The organism is Aquimarina litoralis, from assembly GCF_039523995.1.
Classification (GTDB): Bacteria; Bacteroidota; Bacteroidia; order Flavobacteriales; family Flavobacteriaceae; genus Aquimarina; species Aquimarina litoralis.
Genome location: NZ_BAAAGE010000001.1, coordinates 1,019,541 through 1,037,071, shown reverse-complemented (window position 1 = coordinate 1,037,071; position 17,531 = coordinate 1,019,541). Strand labels below are relative to the sequence as shown.

Sequence of the window (17,531 nt, the reverse complement as noted above, 5' to 3'; positions counted from 1 at the left end):
TTTGCATCGGGATTAGTTCGATTACGCATTTTGCTATTGCAAAATACTATCTCACTAAAAAGAAATCGCCCAGACAAGATTTCTCTTGTAGAGCGATTTCCAACTAAATAACCAACCAAAAAAATTTATATCGTCTAGTGCGACTTTTCTATTTTGTAAGCTTCATAAAATCAGCTTTCTTTAATCTTTTTTTATCATTCTGTGATGGCTTACCATCTTTAGAAGATTTAAATTGTAAATATCCTCTACCCACAAATTCATAAATTGTACCAGAAGAAGGGTGTAATAATTCTATTCTACTATCATTTATAACGGTTAATTCGAAATATTCATTGCCCAAATAATCGTAATCAAGTGTTAAATTTTTCATATAGAAATTATTAGGCACATCATCGACAGCATAATATCCATTGTAATCATAGTATATATCGTTGATATTAGACACATTAACATCTTCTGAACTTCTAAAGTTATCACCAGATCCATAGTATAAAAACTGTAGATAATTTTCATTATCAAACTCATTTAAAGCTCCGATTTCACTTGTATAGACCTTTTCCCATACGGTATACTCATGTAAAAAGTAGTGAATGTTATCATAAAACACTTTATCGTAATCAAACGTGTTTCTCTGATATCCAATTAGATAATAACTTGTATTTGTAACACCATCATACAATCGTATTTCGTTATTTGATAATTGTATTACATCTAGGCTATAAGTTCCATCAATATCATGGCTAACATCTACCTCCATACCAAAAGTGTTATAAAATCCGACATCTAATCCAAAACCATTCCCATTACTTCCTATACCTACCAGGTTATTGTTAGCATAAAAAGTTCCATTTTTAAATGACACTGTAAAAGCCTTTTGAAGAAACGGGATTTCCCCATTACCTTGTGTACGTTCTATATCCACATACCAGATTTCATAAGAATTAAGTAACTGATTTAATGAGATTGTAGGCTCTTCTATAAAAACATCTTCCTCTACTACTACTTCTGCTACACAAGAAGTTAAAAGGATGGAACCTAACATAAAAACCGAAAGTAATTTTAAAGTCTTCATAAGCTATGTGTTTTTCAATTCTATAATGGTAAAACCAAAACATGTGCCAAAAACACATACTATTGATTATCAGCTGTTTAATTTGACTTGTATTTTCCTTATTTTTGAACTCACAATCATTTTACATGGATAAAGATTTAAAATTTGCTGTGATTGGTGGTGGTAGTTGGGCTACTGCTATCGTAAAAATGCTTACCGAGAACTTACCTCAGGTTGGTTGGTATATGCGAAGTGTATATGCATTAGAACATCTAAAACGCCAACAACACAATCCAAACTACCTCAGTTCTGTGGAATTCAAACTGGATCAGCTTAAACTTACCAATGATATAAATGAAGCAGTAGCGTATGCTGATTACTTGATTTTTGCTATTCCTTCTGCATTTTTACATACAGAACTACAAAAACTAACAGTTTCACTGGAAGGCAAAGTGATATTTTCTGCAATTAAAGGAATTGTTCCTGAGTCTGGATTAATCGTAGGAGAACATTTTCATGATAAATATCAAATCCCATTTGATGATATTGGAGTCATTACAGGACCTTGTCATGCTGAAGAGGTAGCACTAGAAAGACTTTCTTATTTAACAATCGCATCTAACGACGAGGAAAAAGCAAAAATTGTTGCAAAAAACCTAAGTAGTGAATATATCAAATGCAAAGTTAGTGATGATATTATTGGTACTGAATATGCAGCAGTTCTTAAAAATATTTATTCTGTTGCTGCAGGCATTGCACATGGCTTAGGTTATGGTGATAATTTTCAGAGTGTTTTAATGAGTAACGCAATTCGCGAAATGAAGCGTTTTATTAAAAAGGTTCACAAGATGAAGCGTAATATTAATGATTCTGCTTATTTAGGAGATTTGTTAGTAACTGGTTACTCCATTTTTTCTCGTAATCGAATGTTCGGAAATATGATTGGAAAAGGCTATACGGTAAAAAGTGCCCAAATGGAAATGAATATGGTTGCCGAAGGATATTATGCTGCAAAAACTGCGTATGAACTGGATGCTAATAAAAATACTCGAACACCAATAATTGATGCTGTACATGGAATCTTATATGAGAACAAGAATCCGAAAAAAGTATTTAAGAAATTAGCCGAAAAACTGGATTAACCAAATTAAAAAAACAATGGCAGATTATAAAGAACTTATCCAAACATTCTATACTGGTTTAAGTCAGCAAAATGCTGATATGATGGTATCTTGTTATCATCCTGACATTGTTTTTGAAGATCCTGGTTTTGGACAACTTCATGGAGATCGTGCCAAAAAAATGTGGCAAATGCTATGCAAGAATGGTAAAGATCTAAAAGTGGAATTTTCTAATATCCAAGTTGATAACGAAAGTGGATCTGCTCATTGGGAAGCATGGTATACTTTTAGTCAAACCGGCAGAAAAGTTCATAATCGCATAGATGCTAAATTTGAATTTAAAGACGGTAAAATTATAAAACATACAGATGATTTTAATCTACATCGCTGGGCGTCACAAGCTATCGGATGGAAAGGAAAATTATTAGGAGGCACTAATTTCTTTAAGAAAAAACTACATCAACAAACCAACATACTATTAGATAAGTTTCAACCTTAACATATGGAAACATTACAACTTCCTGGGCTATTGGTATCCGTAGAATGGTTACATAAACATTTAGACCATCCTGATTTGATAATTCTGGATGCAAGTATTAAAAAAGTAACCTCATCTAAAGAATCTTTGGCGCAAGATCTCCAGATACCAGGAGCCCGATTCTTTGACATAAAAAAGTCTTTTTCGGATCAAGCTTCTCATCTGCCCAACATGCTTCCATCTGCAGAAGTTTTTGAAAAAAATTGTCAAGAACTAGGTATTAATGCTAATTCCAAAATCATCATTTATGATACAATTGGTATCTACTCTAGCCCAAGAGCTTGGTGGATGTTTTCTAGAATGGGTCATACAAATGTTGCAGTTTTAAATGGTGGTTTACCAGAGTGGAACAAAAAGCAGTTGCCTACTGAAAATAAGACAACTAACAATGTATTTAACCTCGGGAATTTCGAAATAAACGATCGTTCCAAATGCACCGTTAACGCAAAAGAAATTCTATCTGAAATGAACGATCCAAAAACATTGATATTGGATGCGCGCTCTTCGGGAAGGTATTTAGGTATAGAACCAGAACCAAGATCTGATCTTAAAGGTGGGCATATTCCTAATTCCCTAAACCTACCGTACACCAAAGTTCTTGAGCAAGATAAAATGCTTCCGGTTGAGCAACTTAAAAACATATTTGATGGTTTTGATATTGCCAATAAAAAACTCATCTTTAGCTGTGGTTCTGGAATTACTGCCTGTATTATTTTGCTAGCTGCTCAATTAGCAGGATATACCAATCTATGGATTTATGACGGTTCCTGGACAGAATGGGGACAACTTACCGACGTTCCTATTGAATTTTAAAACAACCCAAACATATACTATGCGATATCTTATCCTACTCTTCTTTTCTACATTATTTTTTAAGACAACAAATGCTCAATCTAAAAGGTTTAGTCTACAAGATTTCTATTCTTATAATTCTGAATTAGAGTATAAAGTAGATTCTATATACCGCTCTCTTTCGGAGCGACAACAGGTAGCGCAAATGATTATTTCTTCGGCAGGAGAATTAGGCAAACCCATGGCAACTATTAAGAAACTTACCGAAAGTAATTCGATCGGAGGTGTTGTCTTTCTAAAAGGAAGTAAAAAAACACATACCGAAAGTATTAACGCCTTAAATGCGATTTCCACTAAAAATGAGTCTCTTCCATTGTTATTTAGCATGGATGCAGAACCAAGTTTATTTGCTAGTAGAATTAAAGGTGCAAAAGATGTAGGAAAAACAATAGATATTAAAACTGAAGCGCAATCAGATAAGGTTGTAAACACTATTAATACCGAACTTAGAGCTATTGGTGTGCACCACAATTATGCTCCTGTTTTGGATATTAGCGCTAGTAATGAAGCCATAAAATCCAGAAGTTATGGTAGCAATAAAGATTCAGTTATCACCTTAGCCAACCAATTTATTAAATGCACTCAAGAAGGTGGAATTATTGCCACAGCTAAGCATTTTCCAGGTCATGGTTTAGTTAAAGGCGACACCCATAAACAAAGCGTTTATATTGATGGTCCTTTACAAGAAGTTGCCAATTATAAAAAAATCATAGAAGATGGTGTATTGTCAATTATGATTGCTCATATTACCATTCAAAATAATGAAAAATATGGAACGAACGGTTTACCTTCTAGCTGTTCCAGAAAAATAATTACTGGATTACTGAAGGAAGAAATGGGTTTTAAAGGAGTTATTATTTCTGATGCGCTGAATATTATGAAAGCCGTTACTATTTTAGACAATGCCCCACTATTGGCCTCTAAGGCAGGGTGTGATTTAATATTAATGCCTCAAAATGAAAATGCTACTATAAATGCTATTATCGCAGCCATGAAAGAAGATCCTTCCTATAAGAAACAAATAGCACAATCTGTAAAAAAAGTTTTGCGTTTAAAAGTGTGCGCTGGTGCTATCTAACACCTTGTAAAACAAATTTTTACACAAACAAAAACGAATATCTCTGCAAAACTCAAAAAAGAATATAGTAACCTATTGAACCTATTTGTATTGGTGCCCTTTTACGACTATAAACATCTATTAAAAAGGTATTTCTAGTTCTATGAAGCACAAAATTATTCTTTGCTCTCTAGAATAATCAGAACCCATAATCAAAAATTAAAATAAAACTTTTGAAATGTAAACATCATATTCTACAGATACTTCCACATAATATTGAAATTACCCGTTTCGCTCATCAAATTAGCTGTTCTTATCAATAGCAATCTTTTATTTATCTCATTATGATTATATTAGCAACTGGGTATGCTTTTCATCAAAAACAAAAAAAACATATTATCTCACTTTTTTTTGATTAATTTTATTTTTTTAATCAATAGTAAGGCGCAAACATTGATTAACGATACATCCTCTTTGGCGGATAAAGAATATACCGCTCAGGATATAGACTCTGTAACCGCTGCATTAAGAAAAAGCTTTTATAAAGGAGAGTTTCATAAAATTATTGATTTTGGTACTCCCCTATTAGATTATGTAGAAAAAACAAATTTCTTCAGAGAAGAACGTGGATTAAGAAGCCTTATCACAAATACATTTATTCAACTTGACGAATTTGAAGGTGCAGAAGATCTAATTAATGAAGGCCTTGAAAGAGCAAAGTTAAAAAAAGATACTCTTGCTACCATAAGTGGTTATATTGACCTTAGTAATTGTTATTTTGAAAATGAACCGTTAAAAGCGATAATCTATTTAAAACCTGCTGCGCCATTAGTGCAAAAAGTCCAACACCCTAGAGCACAATTTATAGTCAATTCTAACTTAGCTGAATTATACGAAAGGGTAGATACACTAGAGGTTGCACAAAAACATCTCGATATTAGTTGGAAATTACTCGATATGCATTCATCGGCAGATTGGAGAACGGAGTTTGAAGCCGTTACTTTACATATTCAAGGAGCGATTTTTTTAAAACAAAAAAAGTATGAAAGAGCTATTGAAACGATAAAAAAATCATTGGAATTAGGATATGGTAAGTTTGATCAACGATATCACATAAAAAATTATGAAAATCTTATGATGGCTTATGAAAATATTGAGCAATACAAAAATGTAACCGAAATAAGACACATCTATGATTCATTAATAACCGCCCGATACAAGTCAGAAAAGATAAAGCAACAAAATATTGCCTCTTCAAAATTTAAATTAGACCAATACAAGCAAAAATTACTTCAATCTCAGTTAGAAAACGAAATTTCATTACAAAAACAAGCCAAAAGTGACCTCTTATTGAAAATATTTTATGCGTCTTCTGTTATACTAATTGCCATTTTAGGATTTCTTTTTTATACCCGATATAAGAGAAATTTATTACTAGAGAACTTAAAACTCAAAAATCAACAATATCTTGAAGCGAAGGAAGAATCCGAAAAACTTGCTAATAAAAACACGCAGTTTCTTTCTACCATAAGCCATGAATTAAGAACTCCTCTTTATGGTATTGTTGGTCTTTCTTCGGTATTTTTAAAAGACCCCAAATTTGATGAACATTCTGATGACCTGAGTTCTTTAAAGTTTTCAGCAGATTACCTGTTGTCCTTAGTAAATGATGTCTTAAATCTTAATAAATTTTCGTCTGCTGAAGGTAGGCAAATACATAAAAGCAATTTTAAAATTAGGCAACTTATATCGAATATTGCACAAAATTTTGAATTTCTAAATCGTAAAAATAACAATTCAATCAACATAACTGTAAGTGAGAAAGTACCTGAGATATTATATACGGATAAAATGAAAATATCACAGGTTTTGTTGAACCTGATTAGCAATGCGTGTAAATTTACTGAAGATGGAAAAATCGAAGTAAGAGTTGAATTCTTGGATTATAAAAATGAGCAATATCTTCTTAAATTTATGATAAAAGATACCGGCAAAGGTATTCCGGAAGAAGAACAAACCAATATATTTAATGAATTTGCCCAAGTACAAAATAATCAAGATTTAGGAGGAACCGGACTAGGATTAGCAATTGTGAATAAAATTTTACTGACTCTAAACAGTAAATTGAATTTGAAAAGTACTTTGCACAAAGGTTCGGAGTTCTTTTTTGATGTATGGCTAGAAGCAGGAAACCATATTACTGCAGAGAAAGAGGAGTTGTTAGGATTTGAAAAGCTTAAAAACAAACATATTTTAATTGTAGATGACAATAAAATTAATCAGGTAGTAACGCGTAAAATCCTTGAACAATATGATATGAAGCACCAAATTGCTTCAAATGGTCTAGAAGCCATTTCTTTCGTCGAGGAAGATTCTTTTGATGCCATTTTGATGGATATTAATATGCCCATTATGGATGGGATGGAATCTAGTACGCAGATACGTACTTTTAATAAAACCGTCCCTATCATAGCACTTACCGCCACCGATTATGTTAATGAAAATAGAAACCTCAAAGATTACGGTATCAATGATTTTATTATAAAACCCTACAAAACAGAAGATTTACTAGAAACGTTAACCAAACATATTACTAATGGTAAGGTTTAATATTTTTATCCGATAACATCCATTCCTTTATTAATGTTTGGTAATCGAACACACATAAAACATTTAAAAAAGATCTGAATTATGAAAACAAGTAATACCATCCGTAAAAAATATTACACTAGAAAATTTGCGCAGGCATCATTTAAGTTGCTATACTTGCAATAGCAAACTCCCAGAAACAAATTTCTGAGAGTCTTAAAACCTTTTATTTAATCATCCCCTTGTGTCCCAGCAGCCGCACCATCCGTAAAACCATCAATTACCTGATCTACAACAACTTCGATTACCACTCCTAAATAACAAAATAAAGTTCCCCCCTTAACACTATTCATTTCTCTCGAATTCAATTCTTTTTGCTTAAACTTTTCTAAATTCATAATACTATGTTTATTGATCAATAATTTTATAGTACCTTCATAAATATCATATAATGTTACTACCCGTAGATCATTTTTTCCAACATACCTCTTGTCATTTTTTTATTTCTAAAGTAGGATTTGAACCTACTCTAATGAATGAGCCAAAAATCAATAACTTTAATAAAAATTAATCTTGTATGAATAAATATATTCTCTTCTTATTACTTTTTGTAATAGTTTTTAGTTGTTCCTCTGATGAAACTTTGCAGATGGCAGTAGAGGAAGAAGAGCAACCGGAAGAAATCCAGAAATTTTCATTTTTGGCGTTAGGAGATTCTTATACCATTGGTCAAGGAGTTACTGAAAGTGAAAGTTGGCCTTTTCAGTTACAAAACATTCTTACCTCTGAAGCCCAACAAATTGAAGAGGTAAGGGTCATTGCACAAACCGGATGGACCACTTGTAATTTACTCTCTGCCATAGAAACACAAGATCCAGAAAATTATGATATTGTTTCCCTACTTATTGGAGTGAATAATCAATTTCAAAGAATAGACTTTACTGTATTTGAATCAGAATTTAATCTTCTACTAAATAAAGCTATCTCATTAGCCAATGGAAATAAAAAAAAGGTTTTTGTTGTGTCTATACCGGATTATGGAGTAACACCTTTTGGGTCAAATAATAGTGATGTCATTGCAGAAGAAATAGACATGTATAACACCTACATTCAACAACAGTGTGAGGCGCAAGAAATACCCTTTATAGATGTTACTACAATTTCTAGAAATCTTGGTGATTCTGAAGGCGCTTTAGCTCCGGACAATCTGCACCCAAGTGCAAATCAATATCGTTTATGGGTTGAAGAAATACTTCCAATAGTTCAGGGAATTTTGGAATGATAATCAAACAGCTTCAAACAATTTACCAGGTAAAGGTCTTATCACTCCTTTAAGTTCCATATTTAACAAGGTAGAAGCTACTTTAAATGTTGGAATCTCACATTGCAGCGCAATCACATCCAATAGTTCTTTACCATTACTTTTTAAGAGATTATATATTTTCTTTTCATCTTCCTCTAGTTCCACAAACAATTGTCTTTGTATGGCTGGTTGTACTTTCTCTTCTAATTCCCAATTAAGCATATAAATTAAATCTGCAGCGCTGGTTAGCATATGTGCTCTTTGTGTTTTAATAAGTGTATTACATCCTTCACTTAATGAATCTCCTGCACGTCCAGGTACTGCAAAAACATCTCGATTATAAGAATTCGCAATTTCTGCTGTTACCAAAGAGCCTCCTTTATTAGCACTTTCTATAACAATAGTCGCTTCACTTACACCCGCTATCACCCTATTACGTCCTAAAAAATTATTCCTGTCAAAGGTATCTGTGCTCCAAAAATCAGTATAAAAACCACCATTTTCTTCAACTTGCTTCACATACTTTTTATGTGCTTTGGGATAAATCTGATTTAATCCATGTGCTAGACAACCTATTGTTTGTAAACCATGCTTTACAGCTGCCTTATGTGCCGTAATATCCACACCATAAGCGAAACCAGATATAATTACTGGATTTAATGGAACGAGTGTTTCAATCAACTCCTCACAAAAACGAACTCCATAACCTGTCACCTTTCTTGTTCCTACAATACTGATAATTTTTTTATTGTTAATATCAATAGTACCTCTGCTAAAAAGCACCACTGGTCCATCTAAGCAATATTTCAGTTTTTCGGGATACTCAATTTCATCATAAGCGGTGTATCGAATGTCATTATCCAGCATAAACTGTAATTCATTCTCTGCCGCTATTCTATTTTCTTTATTGTTTATCTCCTTAATTTTTACACTCCCAATACCATCAATCTTCAACAAATTGGTTCGTTTTTCCTTTAATACTTCTTCAGCAGAACCGATCTCTCTAACCAATTTTTTAATCGAACTATCTCCAAGATTAGGTGTTTTCTTAAGCGTTAATAAGGCAATAATTTTTTCTTCGGTCATCTAATTTATTATAAGTCAGTACAAGAAACGAAAAAAATCAAAAATGTTAATAAAATCAAAGCTTCTACTTATTAGTAATGTCTATTTTTTTTAATTTTGATATACTCAAAAACAACCAAATTTTGAAGATTCATTTCCTAATGATTACGGAATAGGATCTATCAAAAATAAATAGATAGCATTTACGAGAGGGGAAAATGAATAATACGGCAAAATACATAAGTGAATTATTATATAGATACGAATGTGTGATCTTACCAGGTTTTGGTGCGTTTTTAACAAAGCGTCAGCCTGCTATGATACAAGATACTACACATGCTTTTTTTCCTCCTCAAAAAATAATTTCTTTTAATAGTCAATTACAAAACAATGACGGTTTACTGGCTAATTATATGGCTACAGCCGAAAACATATCCTATACAGATGCTGTAGCAAAAATCCAGCGTTATGTTTTATGGTTAAACGATAAAATGTCTGCTGGCAATCGTGTTGATTTAGAAGGAATCGGTTCTTTTTACACTTCTGTCGAAAATACAATACAATTTGAACCTTCTCAGGAAACAAATTATCTGGCAGAAGCTTTTGGTTTAAATTCTTTTATATCTCCTTCGATTATTAGAGAAAAGGAAATCAAGGAATCGCTTTCTGAAATATCAACTACTGAGGTTGTAAGAGAAACTTATAAAGAGCAAGTTGAAGCTATTGAAGAAACTACTCCTATTGCGTTTACACCCGAAAAAAGACGTCAACGCCCATATTTGAAATACGCTGCTATTTTAGTTTTTGGTGTAGTTATCGGTTCTTTAGCGTTACAGCAGGTTAACACTCAGACCAATTTAGAAAATGATCGTGTTATTGTTAATGCTGAAAAAGAGATTGAAAATAGAATTCAAGAAGCTACCTTCGAAATTGCTAGTCCACTACCTGCTATTAATTTAAATATTATAAAAGCAGAAGAAAATCCTGAAGTTAAAGATTTAATTGCTAAAGAAACTACTTCGAGTTCTTCATCAAAATATCATATTGTTGCTGGTGCATACAGAATAAAAGCCAATGCCACTAAAAAAGTAAATAAGTTAAAATCAAAAGGTTTTGATGCTCGTTTGATCGGTGTAAACAAATATGGTCTTCATCAAGTAGTGTATTACAGCTTCGAAAATCGTTTAGAGGCATTAAAAGCCCTTCGAAACATCAAAAAACAGGAAGATCGCCGTGCTTGGTTGCTTGTTCAAGACTTATAATTTTTCTTTAGTTTTCACTTTTCCTAATAATCCATTGCATATATAGTGATTGGATACCGGATTATTTTTATAAAGTACATTTATTTTTAGAAAAACTTTGAAATTTTGTCAATCCTTATAGGATCCCAAAGTATTAGTTTTATAGATCGATATAACCATAAGTTAATCTTACCTAGCTATCTTTGTCAAAAATTACCAAAATTCATGGAAGCTAGATACCCTTCAGAATCCCGAACTGTATTAACTGATCTTGTTTTACCCGGAGAAACAAATCCTTTAAATAATTTATTTGGAGGAGAATTACTAGCTCGTATGGATCGCGCTGCAGGTATCGCTGCAGGAAGACATTCTAGAAGAATCGTAGTCACTGCATCTGTAAATCACGTCGCTTTTAGTAAAGCTATCCCACTAGGAAGTGTGGTAACGGTGGAAGCAAAAGTTTCTCGTGCTTTTAAATCGTCTATGGAAGTCGTTATTGATGTTTGGATAGAAGATAGACAAAGTGGTGATAAAACGAAGGCTAATGAAGCGATATATACTTTTGTAGCTGTAAATGAAAGTGGAGCTCCTGTAGCTATCCCTCCTATCAAACCTGAAACAGAATTAGAACAACAACGTTACGATGCGGCACTACGTCGTAAACAGCTTAGTTTAGTTCTTGCTGGTAAAATGAAACCTGATGATGCTACTGAATTAAAAGCTCTATTTACCTAGACTCTAAAGAAAGCCAGCGCCTAATGCTACCGAAATTAAGATTAGCATAATTGCTACTACAACCTGCAGGAATTTTAAAGTGACTTTTTTAAGTAGTTTATTCCCTAGAAAAGCACCAGCAATGGCAGATGCTGTAGCACAAACGACTAATTGAATGTTATCACCGATACCAGATTGTGATACATTAGTGGCGTATACACTTAATCTGGTAAAATCTACAAAAGTAGAAACTACTACAGCAGTTCCTATAAAGGCTTCTTTGGAGAGACCTGCTTTGATAAGAAACGCAGTTCGCAAAGCACCTTGATTGCCAGAAAGACCTCCAAAAAACCCACTGAGAAAACCTCCTAATGGTAATTTCTCTTCGCCAAATTTTAACTTAGAGAAAAAGGGAACTAAATCCATACTAGCAAAAACGATGAGCAAAATGGAAATTACAAATTTTACAGGATAAACTTCAAATGTATTCCCAAATAGTGTGTATATGAAAAGAGGTTTTACATCGGGAATTCGAAGCAACACCCAAGCTCCTAAAAATGCTGCTATTATTGCAGGTATTCCAAAACGTACTAAAACGGATTTATTGGCATTCTTTCCTACCAAAAACAACTTAAATACATTATTGAAAAAATGTACTATCCCGGTCAAAGCGATGGCAATTTCTACCGGAAAAAAAATCATCAAAACAGGCGTAAGAATGGTTCCTAAACCAAAACCAGAAAAAAAGGTTAAGATTGAAACTAAAAAAGCAACGACCGAAATAATGACTATTTCCACATACTATAGTTTTATAAATTTCTTTATTATCTCAGCTCCATTAACATCTTCTATTTTAACAAAATAATACCCTGCGACTCCTTCAAAAGTAATATTCATTCTCTTAACATTGTTATAGTTTTTGATATACTTCTCTCGACCTAGTAGGTCATAAATTTTAATTGTTCCCTTACTTTGTATATTTTCAAACTCTACAAACAACTGTTCTTTAACAGGATTAGGGAAAAGAGAAAAATAACTTTCGGTATCGGGTTGTTCTATGACATTTAATAAAGGTGATCTATTAACTAAATATACAGATCCTGAATTACTCAAACTATTGGTGTCATTTTCATCTTCATTTTCCCAATTTGCTCCTATAAAAGCATATTCTTCACTTAACGATACATCAAAACCAAAATTATCTACATTACTTCTATCCGATGCAACAACTTTTTGAATTTGATTCCATGATCCAAAACTATCTCTTTCATAAATGTAAGCTGATCCAGACGAATTTAATGTATTACCTCCATTTTCATCTTCATCTTCCCTGTTAGCTCCTACAATAACATGATCTCCGTGAATAGATACAGATATACCAAATTCATCTCCTGTATTCCTATCAGAAGGCACTAGTTTATCAACTTGAATCCAAATTCCTGAATTTGTCTTTTCAAAAATATAGGCAGCACCAGCTTCTGTAAGTGTATTCTGCCCTAAAGCATCTTCACCTTCTAAAATAGCTCCTACAGCAATGAAATTACCATCAATACTTACATCCGTTCCAAAATTTGCAAATACTGATCTATCCGATGCAGTGATTTTTTGAGTTTGACTCCAATTATCAGATCCATCCTTATGGAAGATATAAGCAGCGCCAGCTTCACCCAAATAATTATTTCCTTGAGCATCTTCTGATTCTTCTTTTGCAGCTACAACTAGATAATCGTTACTTATTGAAACTTTCTCTCCAAACCAATTAAAAAAATCTCTATCCGAAGCTACTATTTTTTGTGACTCACCCCAGATTCCATTTGCTCCCTTTTTGATCATATACACTGATCCTGCATCTTGTATGGTATTATTTCCTATTCCATCCTCGTCTTCAAGAAAAGATCCGACCGCAATGAAATCATCATCTATAGCAACAGCATATCCAAAGTTATCATTCTCTTGTCTATCCGAAGCCACAATTTTTTGAACTTCTGACCAGATTCCAGTAGTATCATCTCTCTCGTAAATATATATAGCTCCTGCATTATTAAGAGTATTCATTCCATTTACATCTTCATCCTCATACGGTGCACCAACCACAATATAAATACCATCAACTGCAACCGTCCAACCAAACCTATCGTCAATTTGTGCATCTGAAGCAGATATCTTATTTACCTCATTCCAATTACCCGTATTATCGGTTTCAAAAATATATACAGCTCCAACGTCTTCCCGAACAGCACCTCCACTGCCAAATTCATTCTTAAAAGGCGCTCCAATAACAGCATAATTATTATCTACATCGATAGACCAACCAAAATTATCAACTGCCGCTCTATCAGATGCCGTTAATTTTGTTTCTATGCTTATATTTTGTGCTTTAACACTTATAATACAAATTAAAGTTGTTATAAAAAGTAACTGTTTACTCATGTCAAATATTTTATTCGTTTAATTCCATCTATATGTGTCAAAAAACATCAAATTGTTACCTAATTATTTTTAACTTTTTTAATATTTTGCTAATAAACGTTAAGCAAATAGAGCTTACAGTTGTATACTAAATATAACAACCAAAAGGTTATTGTATTCAGCATATAATAATATTCAAATAATTTACATTTTATAAATCCAAGATTGAGGATTTAGTTTCTTAGTGTCCTTAAAAATCAAAAATTTCATAATCGCACGACCTGTTCTCGGATTTACACGTACCTCACCTATACTTTGTTTTGTAGAAATTTTTTGACCTTCTTTTACAGAAATATTCTCTAAGTTGTAATAGACAGTAATATAATTACCATGTCTTACGTGTACCAATTTCCCAGCATTTTTAAGTTGTTGGATCGCCATTACCTCACCCTGAAAAATTGCCCTTGCTTTTTCTCCTGGTCTGGTTTCTAACTCCACTCCACTGCTATTTATCTGAATATTTGGAAGTGTAGGATGCGGTTGGCGCCCATATTTCTTTGTAAGTTTTCCAGTACCAACTGGCCAAGGAAACTTTCCTTTATTTGCGGTAAAGTTATCTGCAAGTTTTTTATCTTCAGGAGTTAGCGCGAATGTTGTTGCCGAACCCTTTTTGGAAGCTTTCTTACCCGCTTTTTTATTCGCCTTTGCAATTGCTTCTCGTATTAATTTTTCGATCGCTCTATCGATAGCACTAGCTTGTTCTTGTTTTTTCTTTATTTCTTTTTTGTAGGTTCCTTCCTTTTTACGAATGGTCGCCATTAAGCTCTGCTGCTGCTTTTTTTCTTCTTTAAGCTGCTCTTGAGCATCTCTATTTTCATTAATTAGCTGTTCCTTATTTTTTTTCCTTTCTAGTAAAGTTTTATTTAAGGTCTGAAGCTCTTCTGTTCTTGTTTGTATTTGTTCAGCTTGTTCCTTACGATGCTCATTATACTGTTTCATATATTGCAATCGCTTATAGGCTTGCATAAAGTCCTTAGAAGACAATAAAAACATGATCTTACTGTTCTGAGACTTGCTTTTATATGATTTTACGACCATCTTAGCATAATCTTCTTTTAGGACTTTCAATTCATCCCGATACGATCCCATCTTTTTAAGATTCGCATTAATCTCTCTGGTAAGAAGGTTAGCTTGTTGATTTGTAATTTTTATGAGATTTTGTCTTGTACTTATTTGTGAATTTAAAGTTTCTACTTCATCTAATACGGATCTTTCTTTGAGCTTGGTATCTGCAAGCAGCGCTTTCATTTCTTCGATTTGCGCTTTTAGACGACGTCGTTGCTCCTCTAACTGCTGCTGTTTTGTGCTTTGGGAAAAAGATGAAACACTTATTAAAAGCGCTCCAATAATATATATCAACTGTTTTAACCTCATTCTATAGTTACTTCCTCGTATCCTGATGGTATTTTAAACGGAAAACTTACTTTCGCATTGTAATCTACGCTTCGATATTCAATTTCAATGATGGTTTTTGCAATTCCTTCAGTAGCCATGATATGAATTTCTTTTGGAAAGTCTTGGTTTCCCGCTTTCTGATAACTTTTATAATTAATCAGTAAATTTCTATTTTCCAAAGGTTGTCTGAGCTGCTGCGAAGACATTTTAAAATTATCAGGATTTAGAATGAATAACCGCTCAAACAATTCTAGTTCCTTTTTTGGTTGTAATCTATATTTTTGATTTTCTATAGAAGAAGTATATTTTTCATTTTTTAAATCGAATAACGCCTGACCCAATAATAATTGCTGTACTTTTTCATAATCCAAATCCGTTCCGAGCCAATCACTTAATAGTTTAAAATCACCTTCAAAATAAGTGTTATTTACCTTTTCGTAATAGCTTACTTTCTCTGGAGTAATTAATGCTTTGGCTAGTGTAATCCCTAAAAGTTTAGCGCTTACCCATATCTTCTTGTCTTTTTCTAGGCGTATGGTGACATTAGGACTAAATGACTGTTTACCATCATTATATCTTACTTTAACTTTAGCATTAAGTGTTGAAAAATTAAAATCATTAGAATAATGATTGGAAATAATCTTATCTGCTTTTAATTTCTTGATAGAAGTTCCAGAAACCGCTTTTGTTCCTTTACAAGAAGTTAATATAACCATAGAAAAGCATAATAGATAAAATAGTCTATTCATTATTCTCTAAGATTTTTTTTTAAGTTGAATTGATCTGTCTTTATATTCCTTAGCTTTGGTTTCATTACCCATCTTCAGATAAGCCTCTCCAATTTGATCATAAAAATCTGATTCCATTTTGAAATCGTCTATGATATAATCCATCCCAATACTTAAAACATCGATTGCTTCTTCGTAATCATTTAAATTTATTAGAGAAACACCACTTACTAAATAAAGAATAGGTTGTGATGGATATAATTCTATAGCTAATTCACTTCCTGCTTTTGCTTTTTCATATCTCTTAAGATCTAATTGCAACAATAACATTTTTCTTAAAATTCCAAAGTTACTGGCATTATCTTTAATTCCTCTTTCGTAATAGTTTAATGCCAACTCCTTTCTATCCTTATCGAAGAAATAATTCCCAATCTCTGTAAATACTTTACTATTCCCAGTATCTTCTGAAAAAACTTTGGTTACTTCAACCAATTTAGCCTCATACACCGGATTTTTATCCACATAAATCAGAAAATCATTGATCACCTTATACTTTGATTCTTCATCAACTTTATCGCTTGATAAAACGATCTTCATTGATTTAATAGCTTCATCAGGCATTTGATCATCCAAATAGAACTTATACAGTGCTAGATGGGCCAGTTCTGATTTTGGCCGTTGTTCTAAAAGTAATTGAGCCGTACCAAATGCTTTTTCTACTTGATTATCCTGACTATAGAGATAAATTAGATTCAAGTAATTTTGTTCTTCTTTTGGGTTTGCTGCAATCTTTTCCTGCAATCTTGTTATCTGTGAATTAGGATTACTAATTTTTAAGGATATTTTCTTTCGCAATTTGTCTCTATAAGCATCTAATCCAAGTTCCTCTATCAATTCATCTACCACTCGTAATGCATCATCATATCTTGATTCTAAAAAGTATAGATTTGCTAGTTGTTCTTTATACATAGTATCAAAAACGACTAATTTTTCGACTACTTCAACTGATTCTGTGTATTTTCTCTGCGTAAAATATACCTCGAAAAGTAACTCTAACACATACCTGTCGTTTGGTCTTTCTTCTAATACTTTTTTAAAATTATCTGCTGCTTTATCATATTGCTTTAATCCTAAATAATTACTTCCTAATTCATAGTATAAAACAACTGGCTTTGGATTTGCTTCTATACACCTGTCTAGTGCATCAATTGCTTTCTCATAATTTGTAATTGCCCTTTGTTTTAAGGCTTCGAAGAAACTTTCTCTGAACACATCTGACACATCTCCCAAGTCATCCAAAATCTCTATCTTTTTAAGTGACTCTATTTCTTGGGAAACAGCATTATTCGCCATAGAAATAGCGAAAACAATACTCAATCCAATATGTCGATATAGTTTAATCATTCAA

General features: G+C 32.8%; 16 protein-coding genes. 8 read left to right on the top strand and 8 right to left on the bottom strand.

Annotated elements, in window-relative coordinates:
- Positions 1-148: 148 nt before the first annotated feature.
- Positions 149-1,072: a nicotinic acid mononucleotide adenyltransferase gene (locus ABD077_RS04035; protein ID WP_299608914.1), complete on the bottom strand. Its 924-nt coding sequence runs from the start codon at positions 1,070-1,072 to the stop codon at positions 149-151.
- Positions 1,073-1,197: 125 nt separating this feature from the next.
- Between ABD077_RS04035 and ABD077_RS04030 the strand changes: the two genes are divergently transcribed.
- The 5 genes from ABD077_RS04030 (at position 1,198) to ABD077_RS04010 (ending at position 7,229) form a co-directional block, all read left to right on the top strand.
- On the top strand, positions 1,198-2,193 hold the full coding sequence (locus tag ABD077_RS04030; RefSeq protein ID WP_299900575.1) for an NAD(P)H-dependent glycerol-3-phosphate dehydrogenase: 996 nt from the start codon (positions 1,198-1,200) through the stop codon (positions 2,191-2,193).
- Positions 2,194-2,209: 16 nt separating this feature from the next.
- Complete coding sequence (locus ABD077_RS04025) at positions 2,210-2,671, top strand: nuclear transport factor 2 family protein (protein WP_343910732.1); 462 nt, start codon at positions 2,210-2,212, stop codon at positions 2,669-2,671.
- A 3-nt stretch (positions 2,672-2,674) separates the two neighbouring features.
- Entirely contained in the window at positions 2,675-3,523 is an 849-nt protein-coding gene (locus ABD077_RS04020) for a sulfurtransferase (RefSeq protein ID WP_343910731.1), read from the top strand.
- 19 nt (positions 3,524-3,542) lie between these two features.
- Complete coding sequence (locus ABD077_RS04015; RefSeq protein WP_343910730.1) at positions 3,543-4,640, top strand: glycoside hydrolase family 3 N-terminal domain-containing protein; 1,098 nt, start codon at positions 3,543-3,545, stop codon at positions 4,638-4,640.
- Between the two features lie 432 nt (positions 4,641-5,072).
- Positions 5,073-7,229, top strand: coding sequence for a hybrid sensor histidine kinase/response regulator (locus ABD077_RS04010; RefSeq protein WP_343910729.1), 2,157 nt, complete (start codon positions 5,073-5,075; stop codon positions 7,227-7,229).
- Between the two features lie 209 nt (positions 7,230-7,438).
- Here ABD077_RS04010 and ABD077_RS04005 read toward each other — a convergent pair whose 3' ends face one another.
- Positions 7,439-7,606 carry a TIGR04149 family rSAM-modified RiPP gene (locus tag ABD077_RS04005; protein ID WP_343910728.1) on the bottom strand — a complete coding sequence of 56 codons (168 nt, stop codon included), beginning with the start codon at positions 7,604-7,606 and terminating at the stop codon, positions 7,439-7,441.
- Between the two features lie 179 nt (positions 7,607-7,785).
- Between ABD077_RS04005 and ABD077_RS04000 the strand changes: the two genes are divergently transcribed.
- Entirely contained in the window at positions 7,786-8,490 is a 705-nt protein-coding gene (locus ABD077_RS04000; protein ID WP_343910727.1) for an SGNH/GDSL hydrolase family protein, read from the top strand.
- 3 nt (positions 8,491-8,493) lie between these two features.
- Here ABD077_RS04000 and dprA read toward each other — a convergent pair whose 3' ends face one another.
- On the bottom strand, positions 8,494-9,597 hold the full coding sequence (gene dprA / locus ABD077_RS03995; RefSeq protein WP_343910726.1) for a DNA-processing protein DprA: 1,104 nt from the start codon (positions 9,595-9,597) through the stop codon (positions 8,494-8,496).
- A gap of 197 nt (positions 9,598-9,794) precedes the next feature.
- Here dprA and ABD077_RS03990 point away from each other — a divergent pair, with 197 nt between their 5' ends.
- Positions 9,795-10,838, top strand: a complete 1,044-nt coding sequence (locus ABD077_RS03990; protein WP_343910725.1) for an HU domain-containing protein — start codon at positions 9,795-9,797, stop codon at positions 10,836-10,838.
- A gap of 204 nt (positions 10,839-11,042) precedes the next feature.
- Positions 11,043-11,552 carry an acyl-CoA thioesterase gene (locus ABD077_RS03985; protein WP_343910724.1) on the top strand — a complete coding sequence of 170 codons (510 nt, stop codon included), beginning with the start codon at positions 11,043-11,045 and terminating at the stop codon, positions 11,550-11,552.
- 3 nt (positions 11,553-11,555) lie between these two features.
- Here the strand turns inward: ABD077_RS03985 and ABD077_RS03980 are convergent, their stop codons facing one another.
- The 5 genes from ABD077_RS03980 to ABD077_RS03960 all read right to left on the bottom strand — a co-directional run bounded on the left by ABD077_RS03980 (position 11,556) and on the right by ABD077_RS03960 (position 17,527).
- Entirely contained in the window at positions 11,556-12,329 is a 774-nt protein-coding gene (locus ABD077_RS03980; RefSeq protein WP_343910723.1) for a TSUP family transporter, read from the bottom strand.
- A gap of 3 nt (positions 12,330-12,332) precedes the next feature.
- A complete protein-coding gene (locus ABD077_RS03975) occupies positions 12,333-13,961 on the bottom strand; it encodes a T9SS type A sorting domain-containing protein (RefSeq protein WP_343910722.1) in 1,629 nt (542 codons plus the stop codon).
- Between the two features lie 183 nt (positions 13,962-14,144).
- Positions 14,145-15,374: a murein hydrolase activator EnvC family protein gene (locus tag ABD077_RS03970; RefSeq protein ID WP_343910720.1), complete on the bottom strand. Its 1,230-nt coding sequence runs from the start codon at positions 15,372-15,374 to the stop codon at positions 14,145-14,147.
- Complete coding sequence (lolB1, locus tag ABD077_RS03965; RefSeq protein ID WP_343910719.1) at positions 15,371-16,144, bottom strand: lipoprotein insertase outer membrane protein LolB1; 774 nt, start codon at positions 16,142-16,144, stop codon at positions 15,371-15,373. Before lolB1 ends, ABD077_RS03970 begins: the two co-directional genes overlap by 4 nt.
- A gap of 6 nt (positions 16,145-16,150) precedes the next feature.
- Positions 16,151-17,527: a tetratricopeptide repeat protein gene (locus tag ABD077_RS03960; RefSeq protein ID WP_343910718.1), complete on the bottom strand. Its 1,377-nt coding sequence runs from the start codon at positions 17,525-17,527 to the stop codon at positions 16,151-16,153.
- Positions 17,528-17,531 lie beyond the last annotated feature (4 nt).